The following is a 15,282-nucleotide window of genomic DNA, read 5'->3' as shown; positions in this document are numbered from 1 at the left end:
CCTGGCTATATCCAAGAAAGGAAACAGACATCTGAGGTGTCTTGTTTATCTGGCAGTCACGTGCAACTACAGGCTGAAAAAGGGAGATTCTATCTATCAGTTCAACCAAAAGAAAAGGCAGCAGGCTACCTCACCATTGAAGCCCAAAGCTGCCAATATCGCTGCGGCGGATAAACTATTAGTAGTAATTTATTCGCTTATGAAGAACGGCTCAACTTTCCGTTCCTAAGCAGATTATAGAACGAATTTTCAAAACCGGGGAGACTGTCTCCTCTTTTCGTGGTGGCCGATCAGAAAAATTCTGAAGCTTATGAATTTATCGAAGAAATCTCCGAAAAAGGGCTTGATTTAAGTTATCAAATTTATGCTGTAAGTACAATGATCAAATACGAAATCATCGGAACGGTTTCCAATATAGCCAAATACTGCAATATATAATTTTAAAAGCTTAATCATAATCTAATATCTTTCAGCTAAAATTCTGCAGGCAGCCGGTTGAGTATAATCCCAGGGAGATCCCCACCAGGAAGGAGCTTTTTCTTCTGATTTGATATAAACATTCGTGCTGTCACTGTAGAAAAAGTATTTTTGTTTTACAAGAATAGTACAGTAAACATTTGTGCTGATATAAATGTTTGCATAAATATCTTCATATTTCATATTGTAAATTATCGTTGCCAGTCCTGCTAACGGGCCTAAAAATGATCCAAAAACTCCAGTAAGAGCACCAGCCAGTGTCGAAATCGTCCAGCCAGTAATATCGCCAATATGCATATTATCCCGTCTGTAATATGTCCATCTCCCCCACTTTTCATAGGCGTCGGCACCTGAAGTCATTACAGTATTATTAGATGAACTAGTCTTACTGATAATTGGATCATCATGAATAGATGAGAATTCCATTGTATTTAGCAGCTTTTCATTTTCATCATACACATTAACATGATCCGCATATGTTTTTACTATATATGTTTTTTCATCAAGCCTAGAGTAAAATGTGAAAGCATGAATAAGACCGTTTTCTCCTGAATCTAATACTTGTATGTTAGAAATAATAGCAGAATCAGACGACTCGTCAGCACTGACCGGCATCGAATAATGTAAAATTGAAATGCAAATAACAATTGCAAAAGATAAGAATTTCTTCATGTGCAGTCTGTCCTCCTGTCAAAAAAATAGCATAAGTGAATTGAAATTATCATTCTTATCTTAGTATGACTAATTTGATAGAATTATCTTATTGGATATCATCATTCCACTTAATACTTCTGTCTGATCTTACAATCGTCTGATCCTTTCAGGAGACAGCAGAAGAGTAGAAGGATAAAATCAGTATGATGGCATAGGTGGAGATCACTCACCTGCAAGAAAAAGAAAAGCAATTCCTGCCCGCAATAATTGCCGGGATTCCTTGCTTTATTCTTCATTGAATGGCTTAAACCAAACAGATTTAGCAGCTGGAAAGCTGCGGATTCACTTGCCCAACGCGGGCATATTTGCGCTCATTTTTCCTGCCGGCATCGTATGTCTGAAAAGATCCGCAGGCTGATCAGCCTGCAGGTCTTTTCTATCGGTTCTTATTGTTCCTGTTCTGCCTGCATGGCAGCCTCTGCTACCTTAATCATGATCGCACACTCAATTCTCTTGCGGAAGATCTCGCAGCCATACTCATACGTACCATGGATATCACCTGTAGCATGGTAGGCATTGGCTGCACAGCCGCCGGCACAATACAGTCTTGCCCAGCAGTTGTCACAATCATGGCGGGCATACACATTGCACTGGCGGAACTCATCCCGCAGTTTTGTATTCGTGACGCCATCCCAGATATTGCCCATCTTGTAGGCTTCATCACCGACAAACTGATGGCATGGATACAGATCACCCTGGGCTGTGACAGCCAGATATTCCGTGCCGGAACCGCAGCCGGAGATTCTCTTATAAATGCACGGGCCATGTTCGAGATTGATCATGTAGTGATAGAACGTGATCGGGTGTCCTGCTTTTTCTCTTCGGATCATATCCTTGGCCAGGATCTCATACTGTTCAAAGATAACCGGAAGATCTTCTTTGGTCAAAGCAGAAGGAGAAGAAGGATCTGCTACTACCGGCTCCATGGACAGCTCATCAAAGCCAAGATCATCGGCCATGTGGAAGATATCTTTGGTGAAGTCTGTGTTGTAGTGGGTGAAGGTGCCGCGCATATAGTATCCTTTTCCTCCGCGTGCCTTTACCAGTTTCTGGAAGTTTGGCACAATGCGGTCATAGGAACCGTGTCCCGCCTTATCCACACGGAAACGGTCATTGACCTCCTTGCGGCCATCCAGAGACAGCACAACGTTGTAGCACTCTTTGTTGGCCCATGCAATGACCTCATCATTCAGATTGACGCCATTGGTCGTCAAGGTGAAGCGGAAGTTCTTTCCCTTTTCCTTCTCAATTGAGCGTGCATAGGCAACCAGCTGTTTGCAAACCTCAAAGTTGACCAGCGGCTCCCCACCGAAGAAGTCCACTTCCAGGTTCCTTCTGGTACCGCTGTTTTCAATCAGAAAGTCCAGAGCTCTTTTGCCTGTCTCAAAACTCATCAGGCCGGTCTTGTTATCATACTTGCCCTGGCTGGCAAAGCAGTAGGAACAGTTCAGATTGCATGTATGAGCCACCAGCAGGCACAGTGCCTTGATGACATTGGACTTGTTCTTCAGTTTTCCTGCCAATGGGGCAAACGTATCTTCGGTAAACAGCTTCTTCTGGGCAGTCAGCGCATCAATGTCCGCAAAGGTATCCGCAATATCCTTTTCAGAAACGATCTCCCCAGGATTGCCATCCGTATCCTGCAGCTGCCTGCCAAGATACTTCCCGGTGATTTCTTTCTGTGCCTCTTCTTTGGACAGACCTTTGTCCAGAAGGGCAATGGCATCATAGGCCATATCATCCGTGACATGGACAGAGGCACTGTACACATCCAGGACGATGTTATATCCATTCAGTTTGTATTGATGAATCATCTTCAATCCTCCAAAACGCAAACAGACCGGAACAGCACCAGTGCCGTTCCGGCCCATCTTTCTTCACACCCTGTACAACAACTTACTTGTTGTTCTTATTCTCACAGTTCTGATTGGCAATACCGCAGGATGTCTTGCATGCACTCTGGCAGGATGTCTGGCACTCGCCGCAGCCGCCATCACATACAGACTTCTCCATGTCGCGCGTATTCAATGTTGCAATATGCTTCATTTCCACATTCCTCTCTTTCCTTGTCTTTCAAGTATTGTAGCATTCCTGTCAAGCTGACAACAGACTTTACTTCTTAGTACTTTTTGTTTTCTTGTCCTTCCTGCCATCGCCCGTATGTGCATTGAACCAGTCGGTAATCTCCTGCATTCTTCTGATACGGTGCAGCGGTTTGCCAGAGCGGGACAGCTCATGTGTTTCTCCATGGAAAATGCACATGCGGGTTTCCACATTTCTGACAGCCAGTGCCTGCATCATCTGCATGCCTTCGGGCAGCGGGCAGCGTCTGTCCTCATCTGAATGGATGAACAAGGTCGGTGTCTTGACATTCTCAGCATATTTCAGCGGAGAATGTTCCCAGAGCTTGTCATATTCAAACGGTGTTTTGGCAGCATTCTGATCTGCACCGAAGTACGGACCGATATCACTGATGAAGGACATGGAAACCCAGTTGGAAATAGAACGCTGGGAAGCAGCGGCACAGAAGCGGTCTGTATGCGTAATGATCCAGTTGGTCATAAAGCCGCCATAGGAGCCGCCGGTCTCACACACACGCTTGGGATCAATGGCAGGATACTTCTTCAGTACCGCATCCATGAAGTCCATCAGGTTCTGATAATCCACTTCACCATACTTGCCGCGGATATCAGCAAAGGCATCGCCGCGTCCGTCAGATCCACGAATATTGGTGTAGAAGACAAAGTAGCCCTCACTTGCCCACACCTGCATCTCATGGAAGAACATCTCACCATAGACACAGCGCGGCCCGCCATGAATATCAAACACAGCCGGATACTTCTTTTTCTCATTGTATCCCTTCGGCAGCAGCACCCATCCATTGAGCACCTCACCCTGGGATGTATAAGCAAGCTTCTGCGGCTGCGCAACATACTTGTCCTTCAAAGCTTCATCATTATAGGCCGTCACTCTCTTCAGACCAGATCCATCCCTGTCCATCACATATACCTCAGACAGATGATTCCAGTCCTGGCCTGCAAAAGCAATCTGATCCTCATTGGCAGCCAGACAATAGGCATTGATTCCCTGGGTAGAAATCTCCTTCCGGGAGAACTTCTTGTCAAAGTCGAGCAGCACTGTATAGTAATCCTTTGTAGCAATCGTAATCCAGTGATTCCTGACACTGACAGATTCCCTGCCGCCGCCAAGCGTTGTATCACCAACCACAGAATCATACAGAGAAATCTCAGGCTTGAAGATTACTTCCAGCTTATCCTTTTCAATACGGGAAACCTTTCCTGTTTCATTAACCCCGTACTCTTTCAGATCACATGCCTGGCCATACAGCTTTCCGTTCAATACAAACAGATTATTGAAGCTCATGCCATCTTTGCCATAGATCGTCTCGGTCTTTCCTGTTTTGACATCGTACGCATATACCCTGTTATACAGAGACTGACGGCGTGTACGCTCATTGCCGGAATAAATAATGCGCTCTCCATCCACCAGCATCGCATCCGTATCAAAAGCCGGAGCCGTCAGGCGCTTTACGCCAAACGGATTCAGCTCAATCAGGAACAATGCCGTACGATTGCCATTGACGAAGTTCTGGCCATTGAACCAGTACGGCACCTCATCTACAACCTGATAATTCTCATGCTCTTCCTTCTGCTCATCCGCATACTTCTTTCTGCCTTCCTCATCCAGCAGATATACATCCGGATTGTGCATATCAATCGTACCAAGAGCTGCATACACGCCATCTTTTACCTTCTTCATGGAACTCATGGCAAACGGCAGAGTAAATGCCCTGACAGCTTCCCCGCCATCCAGATGGATACGGTACAGATCCGTTGTCAAAGCAGCCGTATCTTCCGTACTGCGCTGCAGCAGCAGCGTATTGTTATCTTCCCAGCATACAATCGAAGCATTCAGCGTACTGGTCAGCTGCACCGGCTTGCCATCTCTGAGCATCCACACATCACGCTTATATGTATTCTTCTTTTCATCCGCATACGCCACCTGCCATGCAAGCGTCTTTCCATCCGGACTGTACTGCAGATTTTCTACATAGTGATACGTCACAAGATCATGAATCGTAATCTTCTCACTCATATCCGTCCTCTTTCCTTGAATTCCTTCACCAGAAACGTCATACTGACCGTCTTGGCATCCGGAATCTTTCCGTCTGCTATTTTATCAGTCAGCTCCGCCAATGTCATTTTAGACAGCTCCAGATACTCATCATCATCCGTATGCTGCCCGGCAAACTTTCCCTGTCGGGCATAATACAGATCAATCACCTCAGAATCATAGGCAGGCGTTGGATAAATCTTGCCAAGATACACCCAGTCAGTACCTTCATAGCCTGTTTCCTCTACAATCTCACGCTTTGCCGTTGTCAAAGGATCCTCTCCCTTTTCCTTCTTGCCAGCCGGAAACTCAACAGTCACCTCATGCTGGGCATAACGATACTGGCTCACCAGAAAGAACCTGCCGGATTCATCTTCCAGCGCAATGCCAACACCACCGGGATGTTCCACCACCTCACGGGGCGCATTCGTGCCATCCGGCATCTCTGCCACATCCTTATGCACATGCAGAATCTTCCCATCATACACAGATTCCTGTTTCAGTGTCTTTTCATCCAGATTCATCACACACTCTTCCTTTCGCGAGTATAGTAATGCAAAAGGAGACATTCATGAAGAAGAAAGTATATTTTGCCGGCAGTATCCGCGGCGGCAGAGAAGATGCCCAGCTGTACAAAGATGCCATTCAGCACATCCAGGAAACAGATATCGTATTAACCGAACATGTCGGTGATCTCACCCGCTCAATCCATGAACAGGAAAGAGACAGGGATAACCTCATCTACACCCAGGACACAAACTGGCTGAAAGAATGTGATCTTGTCATCGCTGAATGCACAAGACCATCCCTCGGCGTCGGCTATGAACTCGCCTATGCCGAAAACCTGAACAAACCAGTCTATGTCTTCTACAGACCAGAAATGTGCCAGCTCTCCGCCATGATCAAAGGAGACCAATACTTCCACATTTCCACGTATTCTACAAAAGAAGAACTGTTCCAGAAGATCAACAACATCCTGCAAAAGTAAGCTGATGTAATTAAACGCCAGATTTCCCGTCATTCATGAGAAATCTGCCATTTTTAGTCAAACAAGCTTTCGTCCAATTCCATATCACCCAGATCATCGTTAACAGGGGATATCTTTGCATATACCTGATAATTGCGATAAATCATTTTATCGATTGGATCATAGTAATAATCCGAATCTTTTATTATCGTTTTTACTTTGTCATCCTTCAGATGTACGCCATACTGATTCTCAAACGTTGAAACAAGATCGCAATACTTCATTTGATCCGCATCCCCAAACACCTGCGAAATCAGCAAATAAATCGTTGGCTGCTCTGCCTGGCAGAAAACTCTGACATGCCCCATCTTGATCGACTTGATCTGATCTTTTGCGCCAGCCAGAATGGATGACAATGCATAATCAGACCAATTCTCAAATTTGGTATTTTCCAAATGCAGACCATGATTTTTCAGATAGTGGATCGAGTAAACAGTATCCGGATCAATCATCTTCAACATTGCATTTCTCAGCTGTATCATGTCATCTTTTGAAATGCCGTACTTTTCTGCCAGTTCGTTTTGGCTGATGCATTTTCCTTCTTCATATTCGATCAGGGATAATTGATCTCTTTTCTGCTGATAAATACCGGAAAAAGCTGCTGCGAAACGGACATCATGATCTACAGAGGCCACATCAAAATACGGAACATCCAGGAGCTTTTCAAAATATTCATGCGCACTGTTGTATTTACTGCGGATGACATATCCCGAAAAATACTTGAAGCCAAGCATTTTCAGCGTATATGCATTGATTTTCTCAAGCTTATCATCTGGATATAATTTGAAGAATATCTGCCGGATCCTGTTGATGGAATAGCATTCTTCCGTCAATACTTCCTTCATTTTTGCATATTGCTCATCGCTGAGAACTTCACTCTGAATCTCATAAATGCCATCATGGAAATATCGATTGATGATTGGTGCCAGATTGCTGATGAAAACAGGAGCTTTAACCCCATACATTTCTTCATAAAGCTTCGCGAAGTCATTCACATTAATGGGAGTGACTTCTTCCAGCAATTCCAGAATCTGCTGTTCACGATCAACTCCGCTGCCGATTCTTAAGGTAGGCATTCGCGCAAAATCAACCTGAATATTGCCGTATTGGTTCCAGATCTTCTTCAAAAGATCATGTAATTCATACTCATCATGAATATCATATTCACGCATCAATTCCTGATTGTCCCGCAGAATCTTTAATGTCGAAATCTCTTTGTGATCGAACTGAGGAAGATTGATCGTCTGCACAAAGTCTGCATAATCGTTCGCATCAACGTCATAATACCTGAATGTACGCCACTGCTTCCAAAGAGCATATCTGCTGGCCGCTATCGTATTTGCATATACCCGTGGGTCTACCTTTAATTCTTCGGCATTTTCAAATCCGTGATCCCGCAGAAACGCATCATATTTTTTGACGAAATCATTCAGATTTGTATCCTGACGACATTCTTTTCTGACGAAATATTTTACAATTTCAGGCCGCTTTGCAGGTATCGCATTATTGCCGTCAATCAGATAATTACGACAAAGAAGTCTTTGCAGACCCCTTTTTATATGATCTGATACCTTTGCATCAGACATCGCATCTTCAATTGATTGAGTCCCTCTTTTACCATGGCCCATTTTCAAAAAAGAAAATGTAAGGTCTGACTCATCTGGAAAAGCATAATAAAAATCATCTCTGCTTAAGTAATATTCATTAAAAAGATATCTGTATTTATCTTCTTTCAGCCTCGGCTTATTCCTTAGATATTTTGATTCAATCTGCCGTACACGTTCCCTTGTAATGCCCAATTCTTCACTGACATTTTCCAGCGTTTTACCATGCGCACGCCCGGAAAGAATGAATCTGTCTCTTTCATCTTTAATGCCGCTGATCCATTCACTGACAGTAGGATAATGAAGACTGATTTTCGACTCTTCGTAATCCAATCTTCGCTCGTTGAGCATCAAAAGAATGACCTCTTCAACAAACTTCTTCTCAGTATCAGAACCTGTCGTCTGATAAACAAAATCCTTGGCTGCAATTCCATCAGGATACGCCGAAATATCCTTCATGACTTTTTCCGCAATAAAAGATTTGATTCTCTTGTCGCGGCCAATCTGTCTGGCACATTCAACATCCGTCAGACCATCCGGCAATTGCGATATCGCTGCAGCAATATTTGCGGCAGGAATATGATATTTGCTCGCTAACAATTCACAGATCTCTATATGCCGATCACACCTACTTAAAACATCATTATCATTGTCTGCATTCCGATCCGTAATCATCAGATGGTTTCTAATATTGCTGATCTCAGAAAAACTTTTATTGCCAAGATTTCTGATTCTCAGCAATTGATTATCACTAATTTCAGACAATTTACCAACTGTAAGAATACCCGCATTCATTAAACAATGTTCTGAACGAACAGATAAATGCAGCACCTTAATGGAATCATCATAGCCGCAAAAAATCGGATCATCCAATACAGGCTTTAGTTTCTCAGCCAGTTTCACCTGATCTTGATGAACTGTTTCTACAAACTCATCAGTGCAGATATTTTGTTTGAATGCCAGAATTTCAGCAACGGATTTTTTGCCAATACTGTGGAAATTCCACAAATCTTCCTCGGACAAGCCCAAAAGATCTTTGACCGTTAATACACCATTCTTCAGCAGAGCATGCGTTGACCGATTAGATAAACCACATTGATCAATTTCATCGTCCAAATGAAATGTGTGCTGTTCATTATTATCTAAACTCATCATCATCTTCCAAAATCCAATAACTCCTGATTATTACACACATTTAGTATACCCATGAAAGCATTATGAAAATCACTATATCAATGCAGGCAAATGATTAGAATATAGGCGTATCAAAATCTATATCAGATCCATCTGCTTTTGAGTCAGATGAATCGGAAGTATATTTATTAATTAAATCATTCAAGCTGACAAGATAATCATCATATCTCTTATTGGAAGATACCATCAGCTTGTCATAAATGACAGTCAAACCGCCAAGCATGTATTCTTCAAAAATCCTGGCATTTTCAGAATATTCTGGGCTTTCTGGTGAATACTTGAAAGCATTATTGATCAAATCAATCGGCTGCGCACTAGGATCTTTCGATGTTAACATTACAAGCTTGAAAATAAACATGCAGTCATCATAATGTGTTTTAAACTGGTCTGAGAATATTTTATAGCTTGTATTTCCTCTTATACGCGGTTTTCTTGTATTACTTAATGCTCCAACAATTGCAGAAGTCATAAAAAGCTCAATACCGCTATGAAATAACGCTGCGCCGCTGGCGGAATCAATAATTGAGGTTAGCTTTCTAGCTTTTTCTTCGTATGGCCCAGTGAATTCGTATACATAAGTAAATAATTCCTTAGCAGCCATATCAATGCACCCCCTCAATCTTTGAGCCTGGAACTATTTTAGATTCAAATTTTCCGGATTTCTGAATGCTGTATTCTTTTCCAATCTTACCTTTCAGATTTTCTTTCACTACGAGTCCATCCGTATCCTTGATAAAGAAAATCAGCTGTTCCGCAATATTTGGCATGATCTCGCAAAAACTCTTAATTCTCTTTTTGTCAAAAGATGAAGACGGGGCATCCATTACAAGCGGATAAGGTTCCAGTTCGTAATCGTCATCTAGATCATCAGAATTGTCCGAAGCCTTCTTTGCAGCCTTCTTCTTTGCAAGTTCAATGATGCCGCCAATAAACGAGAAGGCCATGATTGCATCCTGTGCACCAGACGTTTCAAATGCTTCTGAGATATCTTCTTTTTCTTTGTCTGACTTTTTCTGAATAAACCGCATGTGATAATTATTGTCTAATTCAATTGCCAGATCAGAGTTAAACACCCTGAAGAAAATATCGTTGATTGCGCTTTCAAGTTCTGCTTTCTTTTCCGCTTCTTTCTTCTTACAATAATTTTCAATACGATTGATAAGTGTTGATACCTGCCAATCACATTCCTGAAGTTTGATGGAATTTTCATCCAATACTTTGTAATTTTCCTTTTCTTTATTTGCACTAGTCAGAGCACTTTGCGCATCTTCTATTTGTGTATTCACAGCGCCTATTCTTACGTTTTCATTTGCAATGATTCTATCAAGTTCAATCTGCCTTTGCTTTTTCTTGGAGATATCTGGAGCATTTTGAATTTCCTGATCCAATTTGTCCTTTTTATCACTCTTTTCATCAATTTCAGCCTGAAGACGAGTGAGCTGTCCTCTTCTATCATCAAAATCAGCTTTGAATTCATCTCCATATGATACGAATTGCTTACCATAAGTAAGGAAGCTTGAAATTTCCGCTCCAAGATTATTCGGAGGAAGATACTTTTCGGCCTTTTTCAAAGCAACAAATTCAGGACAGTCTTCTTTAAGCTCTAAACCACAGATGCACTTTTTTTGTTGTAGTAAATATTCAATTGCAGTTGCATCCATACCTGGGATACCCTTATCAATATCATCGTTATCCTGCAGCAGCTTCTCTGCTTGTTGGAAAAGACTTTTAGAAAGGTACCTCATGCCATTACTGCTGAATTTTTTAAAAATTGAATCTTGAAGTTTCCGCAATTCTGCTGTCTTGTTCGCAATCTCATCTTGTAATTCTAGAGACTGCGTTTGCTTTTCAGCAACAGCAGCGGAATGACTAATCAATGCATTTAATTCATCTCTTTCTCTAGTATACGCTTCGAGATTTTTTTCAATCTCATTGAGCTCTTTTTTGTCCTTTTGAATATTATCTATTTCAGTATTAATACGCTTTTGGATATCCTGCAGTTTAGTATCGTTTTGATTTTCTTCAATGGCTTTGCGATATTTTCTTTCAGCACTTAGCAAATGTTCTTTTTCCTTGTAAAGCCAGTTGAAGCCAAGCATCCCACGAATAGCCTTTACAAATTCACTGCTGTCTGTATTTCTGCCATTTGAAATCGCATGACCGATTTTTTCAATATTTTCGCCCTGGAAAAAGAAGTATGGGAACAAATCTCTAGGAACAATTTCAAGAACCTTCTGCTGCGCATCATCTCCGCGAAGTTCCTGTTCTATCCCATTAGTATCGATATAATGAATGATCAGCTCTGTATCTACAACTTTCGCATTGACCGCATTTTTAATTACTAATCCGTTTCTCTTAATGTGGTATTCAATTCCCAAATGTTCAAGAACGACCTCACCCCAAATAGTACTTTGCGAATTAGGCTGCATTTCATCATTCTGATCATTATTAATAATCGTTTTCAAATCTGTAGAGCCATAAAATATCCATCGAAAACTTTCAAGAATTGTAGTTTTTCCTGTTGTGTTCTCAGCAATAACAAGTGTTGTTTTCCTATCTGGATCTGTTGAAAACTCAATGCTTTGTGTTCCACGGAATTGTCGAAAATCATGTAAAGTTAAGCTTTTGATGATCATTTTACATTTTCCTCCACAATTTGCATTATTCTCTTTACCATTTCAGGATCTGACATGTTCTTATGAAAATAGTTTTGTCTTTCCAGTTTTGCTATTTCGCGCTCTATCTTTCTTTGAATCTCTTTTCTCTGTTCATTTGAATACTCTGTGTCCGACATCTTCCTCACTCCTCTTCAGAATATATTACGCTTTGACCAGTTTCAAAATCATACATGTCATAATCTTCCCGAATTTTTTCAGCACATGTGTCGCTTTCTGAATTATTTATTGCATGTTTTCCAAATTCTTCAATCCTCTTCAATTCATTATTAATTAGTGCCTTGAATGATTTCCTTGTTTCTTTATCAGACTCCTGAAGCTCTGTTGCGTCAAGAGGAAGGCAGACAAAATCATAGATTTCCGCATCACCTTTACCTTCAGCCAATCTTAGCACTCTGCCTCTTCGCTGAATATATTCTCTTGGATTTGTGCTACTGGCGAGAATAAACGCCTTACGAATATTTGGTATGTTAACGCCTTCATCCAAACATTTAATGGCTACTAGTGCCTGCAGATCATCTCCAGTCTGAAATCTCCTTTTCAGCTCTCGGCGTTCTTCGGCATTTTCCTCGGATGTATATTTTGCACATCTGATCTTTAGATCATTACCAAGCATAGATGAAACAGCATCAATCTGCTTCTTTTCATCATCGGTACCTTTTGCCATCACTGATGTTCCACAATATACGAGCATATAATAATCATTTATATGCCTCCTCATTTCAGCTTTCAGCTGATACAGCTTATTCTCTGCGCCAGCAATGATATGGGATCGCTGTATCGCTATTTGCTGTGCGCCTTCCGACATTACTTGTTTCCCATTTTTATCTTTACGAATTAATTTCGCAAGTTTCTTTGTCAACTCCAGGTATTGAAGCCTTTCTTCCTGGGTAAGATACACAATTATCGGATAATAATAGTATTTTGTTAATTTTCCTTCATCTATTGCTTTTTCAAGAGGGTATTCGATGCACTTCTGCCCAAAATAATCATATATTTGCTTGGTTCCTTCTTCATCACGAAATCGATCAACAGTAGCCGATAAAGCGAGTCGGAAGTTGAAGTTTGGAAGCAGGCAGTCGACCATGCCAACACTGCCAAGATTATGTGCTTCATCAGCGACAAGCAACGCATTTCCATTTATTTTTTTCAAAGCTTCCTGCACTTTATCGGTCTTATAGGAAGCGTTGGTCGTAATAAAATAGAAGAAATTGATGATGCCGTCATTGTAGTTTTGAATTGCCTGCTTAAGCCGCGTCATATAGTCTTTGTATTTGGGATCAGAATACCCGACTATCATATTGCTGATTTTAAAACGCTCCGCATCTTCTATCCACTGATCCACAAGATGTTGATATGGACAAACGATGACTGTAGCAAGATGATATTTTGTCCGCTCCAATAAAGCTACCATTGCTCCATAGGCGGTAAATGTCTTTCCTGTACCAGTGGCCATGTCAAAAATGCCGCGGCCTCTATTTCTCATCCAATTAGTAATGGCTTCTTTTTGGTAGTCGTAGAACTGAGGCGCATCGCCTCCTTTTATGGAAGGAAGCTCACTCTTACTTTGTCTTTCCCATTTCCTCTCGTCTTCCTCAATATTTCGATTAAATGTTTCACGTTTATACTGAAATAGCCGTTGTTTTACCGCTTCTGGGAAATCAATAACCAGCACTCTGTCTGTAAGATTCGTCCATAGCAAATCAAAGTCTTTTTCAATTTCATCGAGATATGGCCTTGTTTCTTCCCAGCTCTTAAAGACAGTAATTGATTCAAAATTATTAGCAAATGCATTTGCTGATTCGTTAAGTGACCCACTGAAGGCTATTTTGTTGTAATCTTCATCCTCCATGATGCCTATTTTTTCGTGATACATCCCAATGTCATTTTCTTCAAACATTGTCACGGCAACTTTGATTTCCATTGCACCAGAGCTAATCAGATGGCAGAGAATATTTAATCTTTCCTTGCCGAATTCATTTTCTGGCTCTGAAAAATCTCGAAGCATCGCATTTTCAATAACACGATTCCTGGATCTGATTCCGGCGCGAATCGCCATTTCGTCTTCTTTGGTAAGCTTTGGAGAAACAATAAACCTGATTAAGGGATCTCCACCTTTGTAATGATCAGCAATATTCAGCAAACCGTGTGATGTATATATGAGTGACGTAGACGAGAAAAAACCTACTGCCCGTTTGTAGGATACGCAATGTTCCAAGACCTTCTCTATGAAGTCTCTGCCGATGTTTGAATAATCGCTGCTGCGATACATCGGTTTTATATTCATCTGCTGAAAATTCAAAGTCTCCGTCCTTTCATTAGTCATAGTGAAGCTAAAGCATCAATAAGCTGATCGATTTCTTCCTTTGTTGTAAAAGCACCAATTCCAATCCTTACAGTTCCTCCATAATGAAGGCTTGAAATAAATTCATGTACAAACGGGCTGCAATGATATCCTGTCCTAACACAGATATCATACTCATCATTGAGAATTGCTCCTACATCAGCAGAGGAATATCCTTCTACAGCAATGGAAACAACGCCTAAGACTTTACTTGTGTCGTCCGGTAAAAACGCTTGAACCTTGCTCAGTGTAGAAAGCTTTGATATCAGATATTTTGTCAAATAAAATTCATGAGATTTTACATCATTTTTTTGCAGCCACTTCAAACTCTCATGCAAACCAGCAATGGCAACCGAGTTAATACTTCCAGCTTCATATCTTCCACTTCCTGTTTCCGGCATATCATGATTCAAGGAATCAGATCCGGTTCCACCGCTTTTAACAATTTTTAGCAAAAAATTATCAGTATTCAAAAATCCGCCAACGCCGAAAGATGCATACAAGGACTTATGACCATCAAACACTACAAAATCCACATTTCGAATATCCGGATTTAGAACGCCAAAGCTTTGTGAGCAGTCCAAAATATCAATCGCGTTATACTGCTTCGATAAATCAAATATTTGGTAATATGGCATAATATAGCCCGTGACGTTACTGATATGTGATAAAAAGACTGCCTTTGGCTTATGAAGAACAAAGAGATTTTGAATCTGCTTAAGATCCGGTTCCCAGCTCACTTTATCAAAGGGAAGAATTTCAATATTTATCCCTATTTCTTTTTTCAAGTTAAATAAAGGTCTTATAATCGCATTATGCTCAAAAGGCGATACATAAACTGTATCGCCTTCCTTTAAATCAAGGCCGTTTATTATGAGATTCAATGCTTCTGTAGCTGAGGATTCAAAAGAGACACAATTTCCTTGCAGATGCACAAGATCAGCCAGCATCTGCCTTGTTTCATCAATCATTGCAGATACAGCTTTTGCCTCTGTATAACTTCCGCGGCCGGCATTAAAAGCCATGGACCGATTTGCCCGATCCAATTCTTTGTATACACACTCCGGCTTTGGATATGTAGTTGCTGCATTATCAAGGTAAATCATTTTGACA

13 protein-coding genes are annotated in these 15,282 nt (G+C 41.3%); 2 read left to right on the top strand and 11 right to left on the bottom strand.

From position 1 onward, the window contains the following. Positions 1-229: hypothetical protein (locus MOZ60_RS02020; protein WP_370595451.1), on the top strand; the 229-nt coding region annotated here is incomplete at its 5' end. A gap of 230 nt (positions 230-459) precedes the next feature. Here the strand turns inward: MOZ60_RS02020 and MOZ60_RS02015 are convergent. From MOZ60_RS02015 to MOZ60_RS01995, 5 genes are all read right to left on the bottom strand, one after another. Continuing rightward, the gene (locus tag MOZ60_RS02015) at positions 460-1,149 is read right to left on the bottom strand and encodes a hypothetical protein (protein ID WP_370595450.1); all 690 of its coding nucleotides are present in this window, start codon (positions 1,147-1,149) and stop codon (positions 460-462) included. A 428-nt stretch (positions 1,150-1,577) separates the two neighbouring features. Next, positions 1,578-3,005 carry a thioether cross-link-forming SCIFF peptide maturase gene (gene scfB, locus MOZ60_RS02010; RefSeq protein WP_370595449.1) on the bottom strand — a complete coding sequence of 476 codons (1,428 nt, stop codon included), beginning with the start codon at positions 3,003-3,005 and terminating at the stop codon, positions 1,578-1,580. A gap of 82 nt (positions 3,006-3,087) precedes the next feature. After that, positions 3,088-3,237 carry a six-cysteine ranthipeptide SCIFF gene (scfA, locus tag MOZ60_RS02005; RefSeq protein WP_277009112.1) on the bottom strand — a complete coding sequence of 50 codons (150 nt, stop codon included), beginning with the start codon at positions 3,235-3,237 and terminating at the stop codon, positions 3,088-3,090. A 66-nt stretch (positions 3,238-3,303) separates the two neighbouring features. Beyond that, on the bottom strand, positions 3,304-5,307 hold the full coding sequence (locus tag MOZ60_RS02000) for an alpha/beta hydrolase family protein (RefSeq protein WP_370595448.1): 2,004 nt from the start codon (positions 5,305-5,307) through the stop codon (positions 3,304-3,306). Further along, complete coding sequence (locus MOZ60_RS01995; protein WP_277652860.1) at positions 5,304-5,849, bottom strand: NUDIX domain-containing protein; 546 nt, start codon at positions 5,847-5,849, stop codon at positions 5,304-5,306. Before MOZ60_RS01995 ends, MOZ60_RS02000 begins: the two co-directional genes overlap by 4 nt. A gap of 47 nt (positions 5,850-5,896) precedes the next feature. Between MOZ60_RS01995 and MOZ60_RS01990 the strand changes: the two genes are divergently transcribed. Continuing rightward, on the top strand, positions 5,897-6,313 hold the full coding sequence (locus MOZ60_RS01990; RefSeq protein WP_277652861.1) for a nucleoside 2-deoxyribosyltransferase: 417 nt from the start codon (positions 5,897-5,899) through the stop codon (positions 6,311-6,313). A gap of 53 nt (positions 6,314-6,366) precedes the next feature. On the opposite strand, the gene MOZ60_RS01985 is transcribed toward MOZ60_RS01990, so the two are convergent. The 6 genes from MOZ60_RS01985 to MOZ60_RS01960 all read right to left on the bottom strand — a co-directional run bounded on the left by MOZ60_RS01985 (position 6,367) and on the right by MOZ60_RS01960 (position 15,275). After that, on the bottom strand, positions 6,367-9,114 hold the full coding sequence (locus tag MOZ60_RS01985) for a DNA-directed RNA polymerase subunit alpha C-terminal domain-containing protein (RefSeq protein ID WP_370595447.1): 2,748 nt from the start codon (positions 9,112-9,114) through the stop codon (positions 6,367-6,369). Between the two features lie 91 nt (positions 9,115-9,205). Beyond that, positions 9,206-9,751 (bottom strand): DNA phosphorothioation-associated 4-like protein, encoded by a 546-nt coding sequence (locus MOZ60_RS01980; RefSeq protein WP_277652863.1) that lies wholly within the window; start codon positions 9,749-9,751, stop codon positions 9,206-9,208. Between the two features lies 1 nt (position 9,752). After that, on the bottom strand, positions 9,753-11,786 hold the full coding sequence (locus tag MOZ60_RS01975) for an AAA family ATPase (protein WP_277652864.1): 2,034 nt from the start codon (positions 11,784-11,786) through the stop codon (positions 9,753-9,755). After that, positions 11,783-11,944, bottom strand: coding sequence for a hypothetical protein (locus MOZ60_RS01970; protein WP_277652865.1), 162 nt, complete (start codon positions 11,942-11,944; stop codon positions 11,783-11,785). The genes MOZ60_RS01975 and MOZ60_RS01970 overlap by 4 nt, the downstream gene beginning before the upstream one ends. Before the next feature lie 5 nt (positions 11,945-11,949). After that, positions 11,950-14,127: a DEAD/DEAH box helicase family protein gene (locus MOZ60_RS01965; RefSeq protein ID WP_370595446.1), complete on the bottom strand. Its 2,178-nt coding sequence runs from the start codon at positions 14,125-14,127 to the stop codon at positions 11,950-11,952. Positions 14,128-14,147: 20 nt separating this feature from the next. After that, entirely contained in the window at positions 14,148-15,275 is a 1,128-nt protein-coding gene (locus MOZ60_RS01960) for an aminotransferase class V-fold PLP-dependent enzyme (RefSeq protein ID WP_370595445.1), read from the bottom strand. Positions 15,276-15,282: the final 7 nt, after the last annotated feature.

The sequence above is a fragment of the Grylomicrobium aquisgranense genome (assembly GCF_033971865.1).
Lineage (GTDB): Bacteria > Bacillota_I > Bacilli_A > Erysipelotrichales > Erysipelotrichaceae > Bulleidia > Bulleidia massiliensis.
The sequence above is the reverse complement of the archived record's forward strand: the minus strand, read 5'-3'. Positions and strand labels throughout refer to the sequence as shown.